The following is a 19,642-nucleotide window of genomic DNA, read 5'->3' as shown; positions in this document are numbered from 1 at the left end:
ATTATTATGACGAGGATACTACTAATACTAGTGTTGTTGAGTACAACTGCGCTATTTTCACAACAAAAAAACTTTGAAGACGAGGTTTCTAAAATTTCTAATGAAATTGATCAAATTACTATTGCTCATAAAGATTCTTTAAAAATTGCCATTAAAGAAATCGATTTAAAACTGCAATCTAAGCAAATTAATGTAACACAAGCGGATGCATTAAAAATGGAAATTGCTAGTTATCATGCAAAACAAATAGAAATTAAAGTAAGTAAGGAGCAAGATAAGTTGCAACAGTTGGTGCAAGATAAAATGGATGGTAAAATCATCAGTGAGGAACCGGATGCCTTTAAAGTTCAAATTTTTGATAGCGATATCACCATTTTCGAAGGAAATAGAAAGAAAAAAAATAGAATACATCACGATAAACGAACAACAACACAATTTGTTTTGGCGATGGGATTAAATAACGTTTTAATGGATAATGATATAGAATCGTTAAATACTAGTGCTTATAAATTTTGGCAATCTCATTTTTATGAGGTCGGATTTACATTCAAAACACGTTTTTCTAAAAGACCCTCTGCAACATATTTCAAATATGGGATTTCTTTTCTTTGGAATAACTTAAGACCAAAAAACAACCAGTACCACGTATCTTATGAAGATCAAACTGTTTTAGAAAAGTATCCTTTACCACTGGAAGAAAGTAGATTAAGACATGTACAAATGCTATTTCCAATGCATGTAGAATTTGATTTTTCCAAGAACTCAAATAGCAATGGAGAAGTTTATGACAGAACACATCGCTCATGGCGTCTCGGTTTTGGTGGGTTTTGGGGATTTAAATTGGGTACTAGACAATATTTAGAATATGAATCGGATCAAGCATTTGCTGTAGAAGAACTTCAAAAGGCCGATTTTAACATGAATACGCTAAACTATGGTTTAAGTACTTATGCTGCCTATCGTGGATTAGGGTTTTACGTAAAATATGATTTAAATAAATTATTTAGAAATTCTGAAACTCGTAATTTATCCTTAGGAATTCGATGGGACATTAATTAATTCAAACTAGTTAAGTACACTCTAATGTAAATTTAGAGTGTACTAATTTACTTTATTAAAATTTTGTAGCTACTTTTTGAGCAATACCAACAATTACCTTGCTAGCCTTTACCATACTTTCTGCTGGAACATATTCATATCTTCCATGAAAATTATGGCCACCAGCAAATATATTAGGACACGGTAGGCCCATAAAAGAAAGTTGCGAACCATCTGTTCCTCCACGAATTGGTTTTATTAAAGGTGTAATGCCCATTTCTATCATAACCTCCTCAGCTATATCTACAATATGCATTACCGGAGTTACTTTTTCTTTCATGTTGAAATATTGGTCTTTAATTTCCACTTCTATAATCTCTTTCTCATACGAGTCATTAATGCGTTTAGCAATGGCAGCAAACTTGTCTTTTCTTTCGTTAAATAGATTCATATCATGATCTCTAATGATATATTGTAACGTTGTTTTTTCAACCGAACCTTGCAGGTCATGCAAATGGTAGAACCCTTCGTATCCTGTTGTCTTTTCAGGAACTTCATTTTTTGGTAATGCATTTATAAATTCACTCGCTATAGTCATCGAATTTATCATCTTTCCTTTAGCATAACCAGGGTGTACTATCTTACCGTTAATAGTTACTTTGGCACCAGCAGCATTAAAGTTTTCGTATTCTAATTCACCTATTTGACTTCCATCCATGGTATATGCCCAATCTGCCCCAAACTTTGCAACGTCAAATTTATGGGCGCCTTTTCCTACCTCTTCATCAGGAGTAAAGCAAATACGAATTTTACCGTGTTTAATTTCAGGATGCTGTATCAAATATTCCATAGCAGAGACAATCTCTGTTACCCCGGCTTTGTCATCTGCACCTAAAAGTGTTGTTCCATCGGTGGTTATGATAGTTTGTCCTTTGTATTGTAATAGATCTTCAAAATAATTTGGAGACAAGACAATATTTTCTTCTTTGTTTAAGACAATATCCTTTCCGTCGTAATTTTTATGAATTTGTGGCTTTACATTGGCCCCTGTAAAATCTGGGCTGGTATCCATGTGTGCTACAAACCCAATCGTAGGAACTTCATGACTAATAGTACTTGGAAGGGTAGCCATTATATAACAGTTTTCATCTAGTTCGACATCTTCCATACCAATTTCTTTAAGTTCTTTTTCTAAAATTCTGGCTAAATCCCATTGGTTTTCTGAACTCGGAAAGTTTGGGTTGTTGGGGTCACTTTCTGTGTCTACGGTTACATATTTTATAAAACGGTTTATTATGTGTTCTGTATTCATACCTGTAAGTTTAAAGTTCAAAAATACACATACCTAATGGAATTTAAAACTTATATTCTCATGGTATTCTAAATTAGAAAAAAGCTACCAAATCACATAGTTTAGTTACTCGTTAAACTTAAGTAATTCTACCTTGTTAAGTAAGGCTGTGGCGAAACAAAGTCTTTCCTCCACAAGGCTATCTCCGTAGATTTCAGTTTTTATTCTTAGGAATTTTTCGGAATTTAAAGGTGTAAACACATTGAGTATATGATAGTTGAATTTACCTTTTACACCTTTAGCTAGACTGTAATACGAATTTTTTTTTAAGTATTGTAATTCATCCGTTTGTAACTCTTTTAGACCAAAAAAGGAGTTGTCATTGGTTATGGTACTTTTAAAAGTACTGTCTATCGCAATAGGTGCATATACGACTGCGGCGTCTATCAAGGTTGATTTGGATAAATTTACTGTAGTATCTGCTGCATATATAGAACTTTGCCCATTATCAAAATATAAATTCACTTTCCATTTTTTTGGTAAATGTAGCGTAAAATAGTCTTTGTAATCGGTTGTCTTTTCAAGATTACAAAGCACTATGTTTGTATTGCATTCAAAATCATTTTGAAGTTTTAGTTGCTTCTCATTTGTACAGGATATTAAAAATAAAACTAGAAATGGTACAAGTAAATATTTCATAAAAATGGTTTAGTTGTAGTAGGCTATTAATAAATCTACTACATAATTATAAGATTTAATTCCCTTGGATTGGTTATTGGCCTTTAGATAAGAATTATATCCCTTTTTTATATAAGGTTCAATTGGATTCTCGTATTTTTTCCAATGCGAGTAGGTATTTTTGTAGTCTTTGAATATTCCCCTGTTTATCTGGCGCTTTATTTGTGTAGCCAAGTTTGCATCTCTTTTTTGCAATTCACCAATACAATACTGAAAAGCCATTCGATACCCTGCGTATTTAAAATACAAATTGTCGTGGTGGATACACGCTAAAAATCCTATGAAATTTGCTTCATTCTCCGCAGCCCACCCAATTTGATGAGCGATTTCATGACAGGTAGTAGCAGGATAACTTGTTATTGGAATTTGATGGTTCACTTGTGCCTCTCCACTAATGGGGTTAAAATAACCCGATGTACCATTATAGGATTGGAAAAGACTTACGAGAGAACTTTTTACCGAAGGATTAGAATAGCTAAGTTGGGGGTATATTTTTACCAAGTTTTCAAATCCTTGAGGAGCCAATTTATAAATCAAATTTCTAGAGATCGGAATTTTTACTGCTACAGAATCGTTATTGGTAATTTCTTGATGTACTTCATTAAAATTTGTTGCAATCTTTTTCGTAACCTTAAATAATTGTTCAGTACTATATTTACTTTTAGAGAATTCTAGACTTTTATACAACGGTTCTCGAAAGTAGTTTAAGCCCCAAAACAAGTAAAAAACAAAATGTAACAGAGATAATACAGCAATGAAATTTATTGTCTTTGGAAGTATATTTTTAAAACGTGATGCTATTAAATTGCATATATTTTTAAGAAGTAGAAATAATAATATAAGCCCCAAAACATCTCCTACGGAGAAAGGAATCCAACCAAATAGAAATCGAAGTGTCTTTGAAATTGGAATGTAAATACCATTGCTGTAATAGTGTTCAATCCACGCAGTTTTTGTTCCTATACATCTTACGATTAGAATTTGAATGGGCAACAAAAGTGCTATCAGGAGATTTCTTTTAAAACTATTCATTACCTCAAAAATAAGAAACATCGATGGTTATTAACAAGTTAATAACAATTTAGTTGTTAAATTTGTTCAAAAAGAAAAGTTGTCTTTCAAACTAAAAATTTCATCTTAAAAATTTACTTTTGTTCTATGGGAAAACTACAATCAGTTAGAGGTGCTAAGATAGACAAGGCAAGAATTATAAACCTAGAAAAAGGGAAATTACCACCCCAAGCTTTAGATCTTGAAGAAGCTGTTTTAGGGGCAATGATGATAGATAAAAAGGGGATCGATACAGTGATTGACATATTGCATCCTGAAGCTTTTTATGATAAAAGACATCAAGAAATATACCATGCTATTTATTCTCTTTTTCAGAATTCAGAACCCATAGATTTATTGTCGGTATCGAATCAGTTAAAAAAAGAAGGCAAGTTAGATATTGTGGGAGGTGATTTTTATTTAATAGGACTAACACAGAAAGTAGCTTCCTCTGCACACATTGAGTTCCATTCTAGGATTATTTTAGAGAAATACATTCAACGAACTTTAATTACCATTTCCTCTGAAATTATTGAAAATGCCTATGATGAAACTATTGACGTTTTCGACCTATTGGATGATGCAGAAAGTAAACTTTTTGAGGTAACCCAGGGAAACCTTAAAAAAGGAGCAGAGAAAGCAGATTCTTTAGTGCAGCAATCGATTACTAAAATTCAAGAAATATCTACCAAAGAAGGGATGTCTGGATTGGCGACAGGATTTTCTAAATTAGATGCTTTAACCTCTGGTTGGCAGCCTTCCGATTTAATTATTATTGCAGCCCGTCCGGGTATGGGTAAAACAGCATTTGTGATTTCAATGGCAAAGAATATGGCTATTGATTTTAACCATGCAGTTGCAATATTTTCCTTAGAAATGTCTTCTGTGCAGCTAATAACCAGAATGATTTCTTCGGAAACAGGACTAACCTCCGAGAAATTGAGAAAAGGTAACTTAGAACCGCATGAATGGGAGCAGTTAAACGTGAAAGTTAAAAAATTATCCGATGCTCCAATCTTTATCGATGATACTCCAGCCCTTTCTATATTTGATTTAAGAGCAAAAGCAAGAAGATTAGTTTCGCAACACGATGTGAAAATATTAGTGATTGACTATTTGCAATTAATGACAGCTGGTGGAACAGGTGGCAATCGGGAACAAGAAATTTCTACCATTTCACGAAATTTAAAAGCTTTAGGAAAGGAATTAAATATTCCTGTTATTGCACTTTCTCAGCTTTCTCGTTCTGTAGAAACAAGAGGAGGGAGTAAACGTCCATTACTATCCGATCTTCGTGAATCAGGTGCAATTGAGCAGGATGCAGATATTGTATCGTTTATATTCCGACCAGAGTATTACGGTATGACGGAATGGGACGATGACGATCACACACCATGTGAAGGGCAGGGAGAATTTATTGTAGCAAAACACAGGAATGGAGGTTTAGATAATATTCGTTTAAAGTTTACCGGACACCTAGCTAAATTTTCTGATTTGGAAGAGAGTTTTAGTAGTGAATTTCAGTCGAGTATGAATCAGGGGTTTAACGATGAAATAACATCTAGTAATTTTCCTTCTCCTGAAGATGCTTTCGGAACTTCTGAGACCAACGGAATGGATGACGTTCCATTTTAAATGTTTATAAAATAAATTGTAATTAGAAGGATTACTTGGTTCAATTGTGTACTTTTATAAATGCATTATGAATAAATTCATTTATATATTTCTTTTTTTCTTAGTTTCTAATTCCTTATGGGCTAGTTTTTTGTACATCCCCATGAGTCATGACAATCAACAAAACCATTTAAAAGCCTATGGTATTGTTTATTTTGCCCTAGAAAATGGATTGAAGTCAAAATGGCTATTAAATTATGATGGCGGTGCATTTTTATTGGAAAATAATGAAGCCATCGAACAAGAATGTAAAATTCGTGGCGTTTCCTATCAAATAATTTCAGAGGTAAAAGCGCAAATAATATTAGAATCTATTTCCGCACCATCTAAAAATCAAGAAGCTATAGTTTTAGAAAAGGCACCCAAAATTGCGGTATATTCTCCCAAAGATAAAATGCCTTGGGACGATGCGGTTACTATGGTATTGACCTATGCCGAAATTCCCTTTGATGTTGTTTACGATAAGGAAGTATTAAATGATGAGTTATTACTTTATGAGTGGTTGCACTTGCACCACGAAGATTTTACCGGACAATACGGAAGATTTTATGGGCATTACCGAACTGCACCCTGGTACATTCAACAAAAAAAGAAGCAGAGGCCTTAGCAAAGGAACTTGGGTATAACAAAGTAGCTACCGAAAAAGGTGCGGTAGCTAGAAAGATTCGCGATTATGTAATAGGAGGCGGTTTTATGTTTGCTATGTGTTCTGCAACAGATAGTTTCGACATCGCTTTAGCAGCCGATGGCATAGACATATGCGAAACTATGTTCGACGGAGATCCATCGGAGCCAAATTACCAATCTAAAATTGATTTTAACAAAACCTTCGCTTTTAAAGATTTTGAATTAATACGAAATCCGGTGGTTTATGAATTTTCGTCTATTGACATGACACGAAAGCGAAAAATTAATAAAGAAACAGATTATTTTTCGTTAAAGGAGTTCTCAGCTAAATGGGATCAAGTTCCAACGATGCTTACACAAAATCATACGCAACTCGTAAAGGGTTTTATGGGGCAAACTACCTCTTTTGCGAAAAATACTATTAAGTCGACTGTTATGATATTAGGAGACAGTAAAATCAATGGCGAGGCGCGATATATACACGGTACAAAAGGTAAGGGAATGTTTACATTTTACGGAGGGCATGACCCAGAAGATTACCAACATCGGGTAGGAGACCCGAAAACAGAATTAGACCTACATCCAACTTCTCCGGGATATCGATTAATCTTAAACAACGTATTATTTCCTGCTGCAAAAAAGAAAAAACAAAAAACTTAATTTATTCTCGTTATTTTCTCAACAGTTGCCAAGGAATCACATCGTATAATGTAAAGACTAATGCTAGAAAGGGAGTCATTTCCTGTTACATAATATTCTGCACAAGGTTTGAGCCTTGGTTTGCTTTTACCAAAATCGACATCTCCACGTTTTAATATGCTGTTAATATGTGAAGAGTCTAATTTATTTAAGTGCATAAATTTCATGGCTTCTTTAGAGTATACTCTTTTCTTTATTCGAATTGTTTTTAAGGTTCTGGCGTCCATACCATAATCAAAAGAAACATTTTTGTTCTTCCAAAAGTAAAGCACAGCAACACTGCCGAGCGCTAGCCCAATTAAATAATATCCAAAACGTTTTAGTAATCCCATAATAAAGCTTTAGTGTTACAAAAATAAAAATAAAACAGTGTTAAAGTTATATAAGTACTATTTAAAATAATAGTTTCGTAAGTTTTAGTTGTATGGGCAGATTATCTTTTAAAGAAATAATAAATTTATGTCGCGATACGGCAGATCAAACCAATCTGCTACCGTTTTATTCGTAAGAATTCCATGGTAAAAATACATGCCATTTCTTAAGCTTTTATCAAAGCGAGCTGCGTTTTCAAACCCTCCTTCTTCTGCTATATCTAATAAATACGGTGTGAAAATATTACTGATAGCAAAGGATGCGGTTCTTGCATATCGCGATGGAATATTAGGAACGCAATAGTGAATAACCCCATTATGAGTAAATGTAGGGCAGCTATGTGTAGTTACCTTAGAAGTTTCAAAGCAACCTCCTCTGTCGATACCTACATCTACGATAATTGCACCGTCTTTCATTTGTTCAATCATACCTTTGGTTACCACTACAGGAGATCTATCCACGCCACGAAGTGCTCCGATCGCCACATCACATCTCCTCAGTGCTTTTGCTAGTGTTTTTGGTTGTATGGTGGATGTGTATATTGGTGCGTGAATATGGTTTTGAAGTTTTCGTAATCTAGTTATAGAATTATCAAATATTTTAACTCTAGCACCAATGCCAACCGCTGTTTTAGCAGCAAATTCACCAACCGTTCCTGCACCTATAATTACGATATCACTAGGAGGTACTCCTCCAATATTTCCTAAAAGTAGGCCATTACCTTTATTTGCAGTAGTCATTAGTTCTGCAGCAATTTGCATCGAGGCAATTCCTGCAATTTCACTTAAAGATTTTACTATAGGGTAAACACCGTGCTCGTCTTTAATATAATCAAAAGCAATTGCAGTGATCCTCTTTTTTGCTAATGCTTCAAAGTATTTCTTTTCTTGCGTCTTTAACTGTAGTGCTGAAATTAAAACGGCTTGTGGAGAAAGCATTTTTATTTCATCTAATGAGGGTGGTTCTACTTTCAAAACAATAGTACATGCAAATGCTTCTTTTACATCATAAGAAATTTTAGCACCTGCATCCGAATATTCCTTGTCGCTATACTTTGCACCCTCGCCAGCTCCCGTTTCAACCACTATTCTATGCCCATGCGCTACTAACGCTGAGACAGTATCAGGAGTTAAACTAATTCTCTTTTCTTCAAAATGAGTTTCTTTCGGAATTCCTATAAAAAGTTCTCCTCTTTGCTTTTTGATTTCAAGCATTTCCGGTTGCGGAATTAATTGTTCTTTAGTAAAAGGAGAGGATATAGAGCTCATTAGGAATGGATTTGATTTAATTGAATATTTCGCGTACTGCTATCTAAAATAGAAATTTCTAAACGAGTCGCACCTAAAGGTAATAAATTTTTAACATTATCAGGCCACTCAATAAGACACCAGTTATCGCTGTATAAATAATCCTCTATTCCTATGTCTAGGGCTTCCTCTTCATCTTCAATTCTATAAAAATCAAAGTGATACACGGATTCGTTATCCGTAGTTTTGTATTCATTAACTAAAGAAAAAGTAGGAGAACTAGCAGTATCTATACAATTTAGAACTTTACAAATCTCCTTTACTAGCGTAGTTTTACCAGCTCCCATTTCACCATAAAACAGTAGTATCTTGCTCTCAGATTCTTGTATTATTTCTTTAGCAATGTCGGAAAGTAATTCTAGAGAATAGTTTTTATTCATAGAGTACAAAAATAAGTAACTTTCTTATTTTTTTGAAAATTACTTTCACGAAAACTTTTTTAATAACGTTATAAAGATAGGTAAGTTTTATACCAACAATATTATTTTGGGCTATAAATAGCGCAGGGAATAATCATTTCTTCTAAAGAAACACCTCCATGCTGATAGGTGTTTTTATAGTACTTGACAAAGTGATTGTAGTTGTTAGGGTAGGCAAAAAATAAATCTTCCTTAGCAAAAATAAAAGGGCTGTTTATGGAAATGGAAGGCAAAAAGATGTCTTTTGGTTTTCGGATGGCAAAAACATCTTTTTCTTCATAAGTTAAACTTCTTCCAGTCTTATACCTTAAATTTGCACTGATATTTTTATCACCAATGACTTTTGTGGGCGTCTTGGCGTTTATAGTACCGTGGTCTGTGGTAAGAATAAGTTTTTGCCCTAATTTTTGTGCCTTCTGAATAATTTCATACAAGGGAGAATTTTTAAACCAACTAACGGTAAGTGATCGGTAAGCTTTATCATCACTTGCAAGTTCTTTGATTACTTCCATTTCTGTTTTTGCGTGAGAAATCATATCTACAAAATTATACACTATAACGGTTAGATCATTTTGTTTGGTAGCATTGTAATTATCAGCCAAATCCTTGCCGTTTTTAAGGGAAGTTATCTTGTAGTATTTATGATTTATCTGCATCCCCAAACGCTTTATTTGTGCACTTAAAAATCCAGATTCAAACAAGTTTTTACCACCTTCATCGGTATCGTTTTTCCAGAAATTTGGATGCATTTTTTCCATCTCAGAAGGCATTAATCCAGAAAATATTGCATTTCGAGCATATTGTGTCGCTGTTGGAAGTATACTCAAGTAAGAGAGTTCTTCTTGTTTTTTGTAATAAGTATTTAACACTGGTTCTAACACACGGTATTGATCGTATCTCAAGTTATCAATTACTACCCATAAGGTACCGTTTTCGGTATCGATATTTGGTACGATGTAATCTTTGAATAACGTATGCGAAAAGGTAGGTTTATCTCTAGCAGTAAGCCAATCTTGATAATTTTTTTTAATGAATTTAAAAAACTGAGAATTTGCCTCTGTTTTTTGAGATTCTAGAATTTCTAGCATTCCTGTATCGTTTATATTCTCCAATTCTAACTCCCAATGGATCAAATTTTTGTAGATATCGATCCAGTCTTCATAGGTGTTTACCATTGCTAAATCCATTGCAATTTTTCTGAACTCTTGTTGGTAATTCGCGGTAGTTTTTTCCGATATAAGACGAGAGGTATCTAAGTTTTTCTTAAGGCTCAATAAAATTTGATTTGGATTTACTGGTTTTATGAGATAATCTGCAATTTTTGCACCAATGGCCTCTTCCATTATAAATTCTTCCTCACTCTTGGTAATCATAACCACGGGTAAATTGGTGTTTATTTTTTTTATTTCAGATAGGGTTTCTAATCCAGATATCCCTGGCATATTTTCATCTAAGAATACAATATCAAAGTTGTTTTCATGTACCAATTCAATGGCGTCTGTGCCATTATTCGAGGTGGTAACTTTGTACTTTTTTTGTTCTAAGAAAATAATATGTGGTTTTAGTAAATCTATTTCATCATCAACCCAAAGTATATCTATATTTTGCATAATTTCGTTTTCTTTAAAACTAACGTTAGTTTTTAAATTTGTTGTTTAAAGCATAGCTAAAAATACGTTAAATAATTAACGGTAAATTCTTTTCCCTAAAAATTATATGAATCTTTTGTTTTATATTGCCATAGACCCATACGCAAACCATGGAGAAAACCAATAAATTAAAAATTTTAAATGATCCAATTTATGGATTCATAGCAATTCCAAATACTTTAATTTTCGATATTATCGAACATCCGTATTTTCAAAGGCTTCGTAGAGTAACCCAGATGGGCATGTCTAATTTAGTGTACCCGGGGGCAAATCATACAAGATTTCACCATGCAATTGGGTGTTTACATCTAATGCAAAAAGCCGTTCAGGTTTTACGGTCTAAAAATGTGTTAATTTCAGAGGAGGAATCCAATGCTTTGTACATCGCAATTTTATTGCACGACATAGGGCATGGTGCCTATTCGCATGCTTTAGAACACAGTATTGTAAGCGGAATTTCACACGAAGAAATTTCTCTGCTTTTCATGAAAGCACTCAATGAAGAGTTTGCAGGACAGTTAACGTTAGCTATAGAAGTTTTTGAGGGTAAATACCACAGGAGATTTTTAAATCAGTTAATAACTAGTCAGCTAGACATAGATCGCTTGGACTATTTAAAAAGAGATAGTTTTTATACTGGTGTTGCAGAAGGAAATATTTCTTCCGATAGACTCATAGCAATGATGAATGTAGTGAATGATGAGCTGGTTATAGAGCAAAAGGGTATTTATTCGGTAGAAAAATTTATTATTGCTCGAAGGTTAATGTATTGGCAAGTATATTTACACAAAACAGGATTAGTTGCTGAAAACATTTTAGTTTCGGTATTAAAAAGAGCCAAGTTTCTAGCCTCGAGAGGTGTAACAGTAAGTGCAAGCAAAGCTCTTCAGTACTTTTTATACCACCCAATAACTCCGGAGAATTTCTCTGATGAAATATTACACAAATTTTCCAAGCTAGACGATTACGATGTGTTAATGGCGATTAAAGGATGGACAGATCATGAAGATTTTATCCTGTCTAAATTATCTAACATGTTAATAGATAGAAAATTGTTAAGAATTGAAATACAAGATACACCGTTTTCAAAAGATTATATTACAGGTATTCAAAAAAATGTTCAGAATAAACTACACTTATCCGAGGAAGAACTTTCTTATTTTGTCTTTAATAACACCATACAAAACCAGGCCTATCACACCAGTAAGCCCATAAAAATTTATACAAAAAAGGAGGCATTAATTGATATTGCAACTGCTTCGGATCAATTAAATGTAAAGGCACTAGCACAACCAGTTGTTAAGTATTTTTTGTGTTATCCAAAAGATAAGTTCTAAAGGGATTATCCCAAAAACAATTAGGATATAAAACGTAATTAAACAAAAATAATTACTTTTGCGAATAATGAAATTTAAAGCAAAACAAATCGCTGAAATCTTAGATGGAGAAATTTTGGGAAATCCTGAAGTTGAAGTGTCTAAATTATCAAAAATCGAGGAAGGTGAATCGGGTTCGTTAACCTTTTTATCCAATTCTAAATACCAATCTTTTTTATATACTACCCAAGCTTCTATAACTATAGTCAATAAGGATTTTCAACCAGAAAAAGAGGTTGCTACTACACTTATTAAAGTTAAGGATGCCTACAAGGCTTTTTCGAAATTATTGGAATTTTACAACCAAGTTAAAAACAATAAGTTAGGTAGAGAAACACCGCATCACATTGCAGCATCTGCAAGTATTGGAGAGGAAGAGTACATAGGTGCCTATGCCTACATCGGTGAAAATGTAACTATCGGAAAAAATGTTAAAATTTTTCCAAGTACTTACATCGGAGATAATGTGACTATTGGAGACAATTGTATCCTTTACTCGGGTGTTAAAATATATTCAGAGTCACAAATAGGAAGCAATTGCAAAATACATTCAGGATGCATTATTGGTTCCGATGGTTTCGGTTTTGTTCCAAATGAAAAAGGGGAGTACAAGGCTGTTCCACAAATAGGAAATGTGATAATTGAAAACAATGTAGATATCGGATCTAATTCAACTATAGATAGAGCCACACTGGGTTCAACCATAATTAGAGAAGGGGTAAAGTTGGATAACCAAATTCAAATAGCCCACAATGTTGAAATAGGTAAACATACTGTAATTGCTTCGCAGACAGGAATCGCAGGTTCTACAAAGATAGGAGAAAATTGTATGATTGGCGGGCAGGTAGGAATCGTAGGGCACATAACCATTGGTAACAATGTTAAAATACAAGCTCAATCTGGCATCGGTAGGAGTTTAAAGGACGATGAAGTAGTGCAAGGATCTCCAGCTTTTGGCTACAACGACTACAATAAATCATACGTTTATTTCAAAAAATTGCCCGATCTAGCAAAAAGTATACATAAAATTGAAAAAGATTTGAATACTCAAACAAAATAAAATGAGTCAAAAACAAACAACCATTCAAAAAGAAACAACATTATCTGGTGTTGGTTTACACACCGGTAATAAAGTAACAATGCATTTTAAACCAGCTCCTGTAAACAATGGGTTTTCATTTGTTAGAGTCGATTTAGAAGGAAAGCCTACCATTCAGGCTAAAGCAGAGTATGTTACCACAACACAACGAGGTACAAATTTAGAAAAAAACGGAGTTCAAATTAATACTTCGGAACACGTTCTTGCCGCAGCTGTTGGCCTAGGAATTGATAATTTAATAATCGAAATAGATGCCTCTGAGCCTCCTATTATGGATGGCTCTTCTAAATTTTTTATTGAGGCATTAGAAGAAGCAGGTGTTACCGAACAAGATGCAGTTGCTGAAGTTTACGAAGTAAAAGAGATAATATCCTACAAAGATGAAGCTACAGGTAGTGAAATTATTTTGATGCCTGCAGAAGAATACCAAGTAACTACTATGGTTGATTTTGGAACTAAAATCTTAGGAACTCAAAACGCAACCTTAAATACAATTACTGACTTTAAGGAAGAAATTGCAGCAGCGAGAACATTTAGTTTTTTGCATGAAATAGAAATGCTTTTAGAAAACGATCTGATCAAAGGAGGCGATCTAAATAATGCCATAGTATATGTGGATAAGGAATTATCTAGCGATACGATGACGAAGCTAAAAAAAGCGTTTAAAAAAGATAATATTGCGGTGAAGCCTAATGGTATTTTAGATAATTTAACCTTACATTGGGCTAATGAGGCAGCACGACACAAATTGCTAGACGTAATTGGTGACTTGGCTTTGGTGGGAACGCGAATTAAAGGAAAAGTAATTGCCAATAAACCCGGCCATTTAGTGAATTCTTTATTTGCTAAAAAATTGGCAAAAATAATAAAGCAAGAAAAAAGGAATAACGTTCCTACTTACGATTTAAACCAACAACCTTTATTGGATATTCATCAAATCATGAATATTCTTCCACATCGACCACCTTTTTTGCTAGTAGATAGAGTACTTGAACTAAGCGATAAACACGTGGTTGGGATGAAAAACGTGACCATGAATGAAGATTTTTTCGTAGGTCATTTTCCAGGCGCTCCTGTTATGCCTGGCGTTTTGCAAGTGGAAGCTATGGCGCAGTGTGGAGGTATATTAGTACTTAGTACGGTTCCGGACCCTGAAAATTATTTAACCTATTTCATGAAGATGGATAATGTTAAATTTAAACAAAAAGTTCTACCAGGAGATACCCTAATTTTCAAGGCGGAATTAATTACACCGATACGAAGAGGTATATGTCATATGCAAGCATATGCATATGCCAATGGCAAACTAGTCTGTGAGGCAGAATTAATGGCCCAAATTTCAAAAGTAAAATAATATGAATCAACCTTTAGCATATGTTCATCCACAAGCAAAAATAGCACGAAATGTGGTAATTGAACCTTTTACTACCATACACGCAAATGTTGAAATAGGTAAAGGTACTTGGATTGGATCTAATGTGACCATCATGGAAGGGGCAAGAATAGGCGAAAATTGTCGTATATTTCCTGGTGCTGTTATATCTGCTATCCCGCAAGATTTAAAGTTTAACGATGAAGAAACTACAGTATTAATCGGAAATAATGTTACTATCCGTGAATGTGTAACAATAAATAGAGGTACTTCCGATAGGATGAGAACAGTGATAGGTGACAATTGTTTGATAATGGCATACAGTCATGTGGCGCATGATTGTATCGTTGGAAATAATTGTATTTTTTCCAATAATACTACTTTGGCAGGTCATGTAACTATTGGCGATGATGTGGTTTTAGCAGGTATGGTTGCAGTACATCAGTTTGTCTCTGTGGGGAAGCATGCTTTTGTAACCGGAGGATCTTTAGTAAGAAAAGATGTACCACCTTTTGTCAAAGCAGCAAGAGAGCCATTGTCATATGTGGGAATAAATCTGTAGGACTTCGAAGAAGAGGGTTCACTACTGAAAAAATTAGAGAGATTCAGAATATATTTAGAATTTTATACCAAAAGAACTACAATAATACACAGGCAATAGAAATTATTGAAGCCGAAATGGAGGCAACCCCAGAGAGAGATGAGATTTTACAATTTGTAAAAGACTCTCATAGGGGAATTATGAAAGGATATTTTAAAGCAAATTAAACGTATAATTATGGCGAATACATCAGATATAAAAAAGGGATTGTGTATAAGATACAATCATGATATTTTCAAAATCATAGAGTTTTTACACGTTAAACCAGGAAAGGGTCCTGCTTTTGTTCGTACAAAACTAAAAAGTGTTACCACAGGGAAAGTAATTGACAATACCTTTTCTGCAGGACATAAAATTGAAGATGTTCGTGTAGAAACACATAAATTTCAATTTCTGTATGCAGAAGGTGAAGATTTTCATTTTATGAATACCGAAGATTACAATCAGATTACACTTCAAAAATCTGTTTTAGATGCTCCCGATTTAATGAAAGAAGGAGAAATTGTAACGGTATTAATCAACACTGAGGATGCCTCTCCTTTATCTGTAGAAATGCCCTCACACGTTATTTTAGAGGTAACACACACAGAACCGGGTGTTAAAGCAATACCGCCACCAATGCAACAAAACCAGCGACCGTTGAAACCGGAGCACGTATTAATGTTCCTTTGTTTATCAATGAAGGAGACAAAATCAAAATAGATACGGATAAAGGCGCTTATTCAGAGCGTATTAAGGGTTAAATTCAGTAATTTACCCTAAGTAGGAATTTATTATGAAATTTGATAAACCACATACTCTGGAAGAAATAGCTACATTTTTACATGTAGATTATGTTGGAGAGCCAAGTTTTCCAATACTTGGCATGAATGAAATTCATGTTGTTGAAAAAGGAGATATTGTTTTTGTTGATCATCCAAAATACTATGATAAAGCCTTACAATCAAATGCTACTACCATTTTAATTAACAAAAGAGTAGCGTGTCCGGAGGGAAAATCATTATTAATTTCAGAAGATCCTTTTAGAGATTTCAATGCATTAACACAAAAATTTAATCCTTTTACACCCGCGGAGGAAACTATTTCATCGAGGGCTTTAATCGGAGAAGATACTGTTATACAACCTAATGTTTTTATTGGGGAAAACGTTCATATAGGAAATCATTGTGTTATCCATCCAAATGTGGTGATTCACAATAATTGTCGTATCGGTAATAATGTAATTATACATGCCAATACGGTACTTGGAACAGATGCCTTTTACTATAAAAATAGAGCTGAAGGCTTTGATCGATTACTTTCTGGCGGGATGGTGATTATTGAAGATAATGTAGATCTTGGTGCTTCATGCACGATCGATAGAGGTGTTTCAGGAGCTACTATTATAGGTGCTGGATCCAAATTAGACAATCAAGTGCATGTTGGACACGACACTGTTATTGGAAAAAAATGTCTCATCGCAGCCCAAACAGGAATTGCGGGTTGTACCATTATAGAAGATGAAGTTACCATATGGGGTCAGGTAGGCATTAATAGTGACGTTACGGTAAAAAAAGGAGCTGTTTTAATGGGGCAAGCTGGAGTAACACGTTCTGTTGAAAAAGGCATTTATTTTGGAACTCCTGCCATTGAATACAGACAAAAACTGAGGGAAGTAATACATTTAAAAAACATAACAAAGTTGGATAAAAAGTAACTTAAAATTAATTGTACAAACACAATTAAAAGATTATTTTTGTTCCATCTTAAAAATAAAAAAGCAAACCAATGAGTGTTTTAGTAAATAAAGATTCAAAAATTATAGTACAAGGTTTTACTGGTGGTGAAGGTACATTTCACGCAGGCCAAATGATCGAATACGGTACCAATATTGTTGGAGGTGTAACTCCAGGAAAAGGAGGCCAAGAACATTTAGGGAAACCAGTATTTAATTCTGTAGACGAAGCAGTTCAAAAAGCAGGAGCTGATACTTCTATAATTTTTGTACCACCAGCTTTTGCTGCGGATGCAATTATGGAATCAGCAGAAGCAGGTATCAAGGTTATAATTTGTATTACGGAAGGTATTCCTACAGCAGATATGGTTAAGGTTAAAGCATATATTGATGCCAAAGATAATTGTACGTTAGTAGGTCCTAATTGTCCTGGAGTTATTACTCCTGATGAAGCCAAGGTAGGAATTATGCCAGGATTTATATTTAAGAAAGGTAAAGTCGGAATTGTATCAAAATCAGGTACTTTAACTTACGAAGCAGCTGATCAAGTTGTTAAACAAGGATACGGAATTACAACAGCCATTGGTATTGGTGGAGATCCAATCATTGGAACTACTACGAAAGAAGCTGTTGAATTGTTAATGAATGATGATGAAACTGAGGCTATCGTTATGATTGGTGAAATTGGAGGAAATCTCGAGGCAGAAGCAGCAAGGTGGATTAAAGCCGATGGTAATCGAAAGCCAGTAGTTGGTTTTATAGCAGGACAAACTGCACCGGCAGGGAGAACCATGGGACACGCTGGAGCGATTGTTGGCGGAGCAGACGATACGGCGCAAGCTAAGATGAAAATATTAGCAGAAAATGGTGTACATGTTGTAGAATCTCCTGCAAAAATTGGAGAAATGGTAGCCAAAGTATTGTCTTAATATTTAACAAATAACATAAAAAAAGCGTTGTAATTACTACAGCGCTTTTTTGTGAATTAATTTTTAAGTTGAAGTTTTACCACATCTACATTAATAGTATATTTGCTTAAGGTTAAAACAACTAAAACATGAAACTTTTAGAAAATAAAACAGCAATTATTACCGGTGCTACCAGAGGAATCGGAAGAGGAATTGCAGTAGAGTTTGCAGCGCAAGGCTGTAATGTAGCTTTTACGTATAGTTCATCTGTAGAGGCTGCGAAATCTCTTGAAAATGAATTAAACAACTTAGGCGTTAAAGCAAAAGGATACCAATCGAATGCTGCAGAATTTGATGCTGCTCAAGATTTGGCAAAATCTGTCTTAGAAGAATTTGGAACTATAGATATTCTCGTAAATAATGCAGGTATTACAAAAGATAACTTATTGATGCGTATTTCAGAAGATGATTTTGATAAAGTTATTCAAGTGAATTTAAAATCGGTTTTCAACTTGACGAAAGCTGTTATTCGTCCTATGATGAAACAAAGAGCAGGATCTATTATTAATATGAGTTCTGTGGTAGGGTTAAAAGGTAATGCAGGTCAAGCAAATTATGCTGCATCCAAAGCAGGTATTTTAGGTTTTTCTAAATCTGTGGCCTTAGAATTAGGTTCTAGAAATATTAGAAGTAACGTGGTTGCACCTGGATTTATAGAAACTGAAATGACGGCTAAACTCGATGAAAAAGTAGTGGAGGGGTGGCGCAACGAAATTCCCCTAAAAAGAGGCGGAAGCCCTAAAGACATCGCAAACGCTTGCGTCTTTTTGGCGTCAGATATGAGTGCATATATAACCGGACAAACACTTTCTGTAGATGGAGGAATGCTAACATAAACTAGCGAATTGTATCGATAGAACAAAAAAGAAGCTGCATTGCAGCTTCTTTTTTATTTAAAGACTTTTCTTTTTATTTCTTACCAAATAGGCCGCCGAGCAATCCTCCTAATAGACCACCTGAGGCCCCTTTCTGTGATCCTCCAAGTACCATTCCGGCAACGTCATCAATAACACTGCCATCTCCATCAGCATCTAAGATTTGGTCTAAAAAGTTCTGTTCATTTTGTGTAGAGTTACCACCTAGTAATCCACCAAGCATATTGGTTAAATCACCGGAATTACTTATTCCTTGATCTCTTGTTTGTTTTCCAAGCATCCCCATTAATAGCGGTGCTGCAGTTTGTAAAATAGTAGTAACAGAACCAGCATCAATCCCTGCTTTTTGTCCAATAATTTGCTCCACACCTTGTTGTTTGCTACCTAAAACATGATTTAATATTTTACCTCCGTCTTGTAATACCTCTTCATTAACACCGCCCTCAAATAAGTCTCCTAGGTTATCTAAAATTCCACCATTATGCTTGTTTGAAAGAGCTCCCATTAGGCTTTCTGCACCGGAAGGAGATGCTGCATTTCTTTGCATTGCTTTTGTCAAGACAGGCATTGCCATAGTTAATACATTATTGGTAATATCTGTCGATTGTCCTGTTGATCCTGCCACACCGGAAATAATCGATTTTCCCATGTTGCTAGTTAATAAGTCTAGAATTCCTGCCATTTTTTTTAAATTTTTTTTATTTTTTTACATGTAAGCTTTTTTAAAAGCCTGCCTAAATTACGAAATTTTAACCAAAATATTTTAATTATTA

General features: G+C 34.4%; 16 protein-coding genes and 3 pseudogenes. 11 read left to right on the top strand and 8 right to left on the bottom strand.

The window, feature by feature from the left end; genetic code table 11:
- Positions 1-6 precede the first annotated feature (6 nt).
- Positions 7-1,059, top strand: a complete 1,053-nt coding sequence (locus BSU00_RS03785; protein ID WP_105003177.1) for a hypothetical protein — start codon at positions 7-9, stop codon at positions 1,057-1,059.
- Positions 1,060-1,114: 55 nt separating this feature from the next.
- Here BSU00_RS03785 and pepT read toward each other — a convergent pair whose 3' ends face one another.
- From pepT to BSU00_RS03770, 3 genes are all read right to left on the bottom strand, one after another.
- A complete protein-coding gene (gene pepT, locus BSU00_RS03780; protein WP_105003176.1) occupies positions 1,115-2,350 on the bottom strand; it encodes a peptidase T in 1,236 nt (411 codons plus the stop codon).
- Positions 2,351-2,455: 105 nt separating this feature from the next.
- Positions 2,456-3,028, bottom strand: a complete 573-nt coding sequence (locus tag BSU00_RS03775; protein ID WP_105003175.1) for a hypothetical protein — start codon at positions 3,026-3,028, stop codon at positions 2,456-2,458.
- A gap of 9 nt (positions 3,029-3,037) precedes the next feature.
- Positions 3,038-4,099: a DUF3810 domain-containing protein gene (locus tag BSU00_RS03770; protein WP_105003411.1), complete on the bottom strand. Its 1,062-nt coding sequence runs from the start codon at positions 4,097-4,099 to the stop codon at positions 3,038-3,040.
- Positions 4,100-4,225: 126 nt separating this feature from the next.
- Between BSU00_RS03770 and dnaB the strand changes: the two genes are divergently transcribed.
- A complete protein-coding gene (gene dnaB / locus BSU00_RS03765; protein ID WP_105003174.1) occupies positions 4,226-5,752 on the top strand; it encodes a replicative DNA helicase in 1,527 nt (508 codons plus the stop codon).
- Between the two features lie 142 nt (positions 5,753-5,894).
- A pseudogene (locus BSU00_RS03760) lies at positions 5,895-7,078 on the top strand (asparagine synthetase B).
- Here the strand turns inward: BSU00_RS03760 and BSU00_RS03755 are convergent.
- The 4 genes from BSU00_RS03755 to BSU00_RS03740 form a co-directional block, all read right to left on the bottom strand.
- A complete protein-coding gene (locus BSU00_RS03755; protein WP_105003173.1) occupies positions 7,075-7,449 on the bottom strand; it encodes a DUF4258 domain-containing protein in 375 nt (124 codons plus the stop codon). The pseudogene BSU00_RS03760 and the gene BSU00_RS03755 overlap by 4 nt on opposite strands.
- 108 nt (positions 7,450-7,557) lie before the next feature.
- Positions 7,558-8,757, bottom strand: a complete 1,200-nt coding sequence (locus tag BSU00_RS03750) for an alanine dehydrogenase (RefSeq protein ID WP_105003172.1) — start codon at positions 8,755-8,757, stop codon at positions 7,558-7,560.
- On the bottom strand, positions 8,757-9,176 hold the full coding sequence (tsaE, locus tag BSU00_RS03745) for a tRNA (adenosine(37)-N6)-threonylcarbamoyltransferase complex ATPase subunit type 1 TsaE (protein WP_105003171.1): 420 nt from the start codon (positions 9,174-9,176) through the stop codon (positions 8,757-8,759). The genes BSU00_RS03750 and tsaE overlap by 1 nt, the downstream gene beginning before the upstream one ends.
- A 101-nt stretch (positions 9,177-9,277) precedes the next feature.
- Positions 9,278-10,825 (bottom strand): bifunctional response regulator/alkaline phosphatase family protein, encoded by a 1,548-nt coding sequence (locus BSU00_RS03740; RefSeq protein ID WP_105003170.1) that lies wholly within the window; start codon positions 10,823-10,825, stop codon positions 9,278-9,280.
- Positions 10,826-10,974: 149 nt separating this feature from the next.
- On the opposite strand from BSU00_RS03740, the gene BSU00_RS03735 reads away from it, so the two are divergent.
- From BSU00_RS03735 to fabG, 8 genes and pseudogenes are all read left to right on the top strand, one after another.
- On the top strand, positions 10,975-12,201 hold the full coding sequence (locus BSU00_RS03735; protein ID WP_105003169.1) for an HD domain-containing protein: 1,227 nt from the start codon (positions 10,975-10,977) through the stop codon (positions 12,199-12,201).
- Positions 12,202-12,268: 67 nt separating this feature from the next.
- Entirely contained in the window at positions 12,269-13,300 is a 1,032-nt protein-coding gene (lpxD, locus tag BSU00_RS03730; RefSeq protein WP_105003168.1) for a UDP-3-O-(3-hydroxymyristoyl)glucosamine N-acyltransferase, read from the top strand.
- Position 13,301: 1 nt separating this feature from the next.
- Positions 13,302-14,693 carry a bifunctional UDP-3-O-[3-hydroxymyristoyl] N-acetylglucosamine deacetylase/3-hydroxyacyl-ACP dehydratase gene (locus BSU00_RS03725; protein ID WP_105003167.1) on the top strand — a complete coding sequence of 464 codons (1,392 nt, stop codon included), beginning with the start codon at positions 13,302-13,304 and terminating at the stop codon, positions 14,691-14,693.
- A gap of 1 nt (position 14,694) precedes the next feature.
- Positions 14,695-15,479: pseudogene (gene lpxA / locus BSU00_RS03720) on the top strand (acyl-ACP--UDP-N-acetylglucosamine O-acyltransferase).
- Between the two features lie 10 nt (positions 15,480-15,489).
- Positions 15,490-16,055: pseudogene (gene efp / locus BSU00_RS03715) on the top strand (elongation factor P).
- A 32-nt stretch (positions 16,056-16,087) separates the two neighbouring features.
- Positions 16,088-17,008 carry a UDP-3-O-(3-hydroxymyristoyl)glucosamine N-acyltransferase gene (locus tag BSU00_RS03710; protein ID WP_105003166.1) on the top strand — a complete coding sequence of 307 codons (921 nt, stop codon included), beginning with the start codon at positions 16,088-16,090 and terminating at the stop codon, positions 17,006-17,008.
- Between the two features lie 71 nt (positions 17,009-17,079).
- Positions 17,080-17,955, top strand: coding sequence for a succinate--CoA ligase subunit alpha (gene sucD, locus BSU00_RS03705; protein ID WP_105003165.1), 876 nt, complete (start codon positions 17,080-17,082; stop codon positions 17,953-17,955).
- A gap of 128 nt (positions 17,956-18,083) precedes the next feature.
- The gene (gene fabG / locus BSU00_RS03700) at positions 18,084-18,830 is read left to right on the top strand and encodes a 3-oxoacyl-[acyl-carrier-protein] reductase (protein ID WP_105003164.1); all 747 of its coding nucleotides are present in this window, start codon (positions 18,084-18,086) and stop codon (positions 18,828-18,830) included.
- Between the two features lie 73 nt (positions 18,831-18,903).
- Here the strand turns inward: fabG and BSU00_RS03695 are convergent, their stop codons facing one another.
- Complete coding sequence (locus BSU00_RS03695) at positions 18,904-19,551, bottom strand: DUF937 domain-containing protein (RefSeq protein WP_105003163.1); 648 nt, start codon at positions 19,549-19,551, stop codon at positions 18,904-18,906.
- Between the last annotated feature and the right edge of the window lie 91 nt (positions 19,552-19,642).

The organism is Tenacibaculum sp. SG-28, from assembly GCF_002954385.1.
In the GTDB taxonomy this organism is placed as follows: Bacteria; Bacteroidota; Bacteroidia; order Flavobacteriales; family Flavobacteriaceae; genus Polaribacter.
This window is presented reverse-complemented; position numbering and strand designations above follow the sequence as displayed.

Coding starts and splice junctions, on each gene's coding strand:
- BSU00_RS03785 (WP_105003177.1), top strand. CDS start 7: ATGACGAGGATACTACTAATACTAGTGTTGTTGAGTACAACTGCGCTA.
- pepT (WP_105003176.1), bottom strand. CDS start 2,350: ATGAATACAGAACACATAATAAACCGTTTTATAAAATATGTAACCGTA.
- BSU00_RS03775 (WP_105003175.1), bottom strand. CDS start 3,028: ATGAAATATTTACTTGTACCATTTCTAGTTTTATTTTTAATATCCTGT.
- BSU00_RS03770 (WP_105003411.1), bottom strand. CDS start 4,099: ATGAATAGTTTTAAAAGAAATCTCCTGATAGCACTTTTGTTGCCCATT.
- dnaB (WP_105003174.1), top strand. CDS start 4,226: ATGGGAAAACTACAATCAGTTAGAGGTGCTAAGATAGACAAGGCAAGA.
- BSU00_RS03755 (WP_105003173.1), bottom strand. CDS start 7,449: ATGGGATTACTAAAACGTTTTGGATATTATTTAATTGGGCTAGCGCTC.
- BSU00_RS03750 (WP_105003172.1), bottom strand. CDS start 8,757: ATGAGCTCTATATCCTCTCCTTTTACTAAAGAACAATTAATTCCGCAA.
- tsaE (WP_105003171.1), bottom strand. CDS start 9,176: ATGAATAAAAACTATTCTCTAGAATTACTTTCCGACATTGCTAAAGAA.
- BSU00_RS03740 (WP_105003170.1), bottom strand. CDS start 10,825: ATGCAAAATATAGATATACTTTGGGTTGATGATGAAATAGATTTACTA.
- BSU00_RS03735 (WP_105003169.1), top strand. CDS start 10,975: ATGGAGAAAACCAATAAATTAAAAATTTTAAATGATCCAATTTATGGA.
- lpxD (WP_105003168.1), top strand. CDS start 12,269: ATGAAATTTAAAGCAAAACAAATCGCTGAAATCTTAGATGGAGAAATT.
- BSU00_RS03725 (WP_105003167.1), top strand. CDS start 13,302: ATGAGTCAAAAACAAACAACCATTCAAAAAGAAACAACATTATCTGGT.
- BSU00_RS03710 (WP_105003166.1), top strand. CDS start 16,088: ATGAAATTTGATAAACCACATACTCTGGAAGAAATAGCTACATTTTTA.
- sucD (WP_105003165.1), top strand. CDS start 17,080: ATGAGTGTTTTAGTAAATAAAGATTCAAAAATTATAGTACAAGGTTTT.
- fabG (WP_105003164.1), top strand. CDS start 18,084: ATGAAACTTTTAGAAAATAAAACAGCAATTATTACCGGTGCTACCAGA.
- BSU00_RS03695 (WP_105003163.1), bottom strand. CDS start 19,551: ATGGCAGGAATTCTAGACTTATTAACTAGCAACATGGGAAAATCGATT.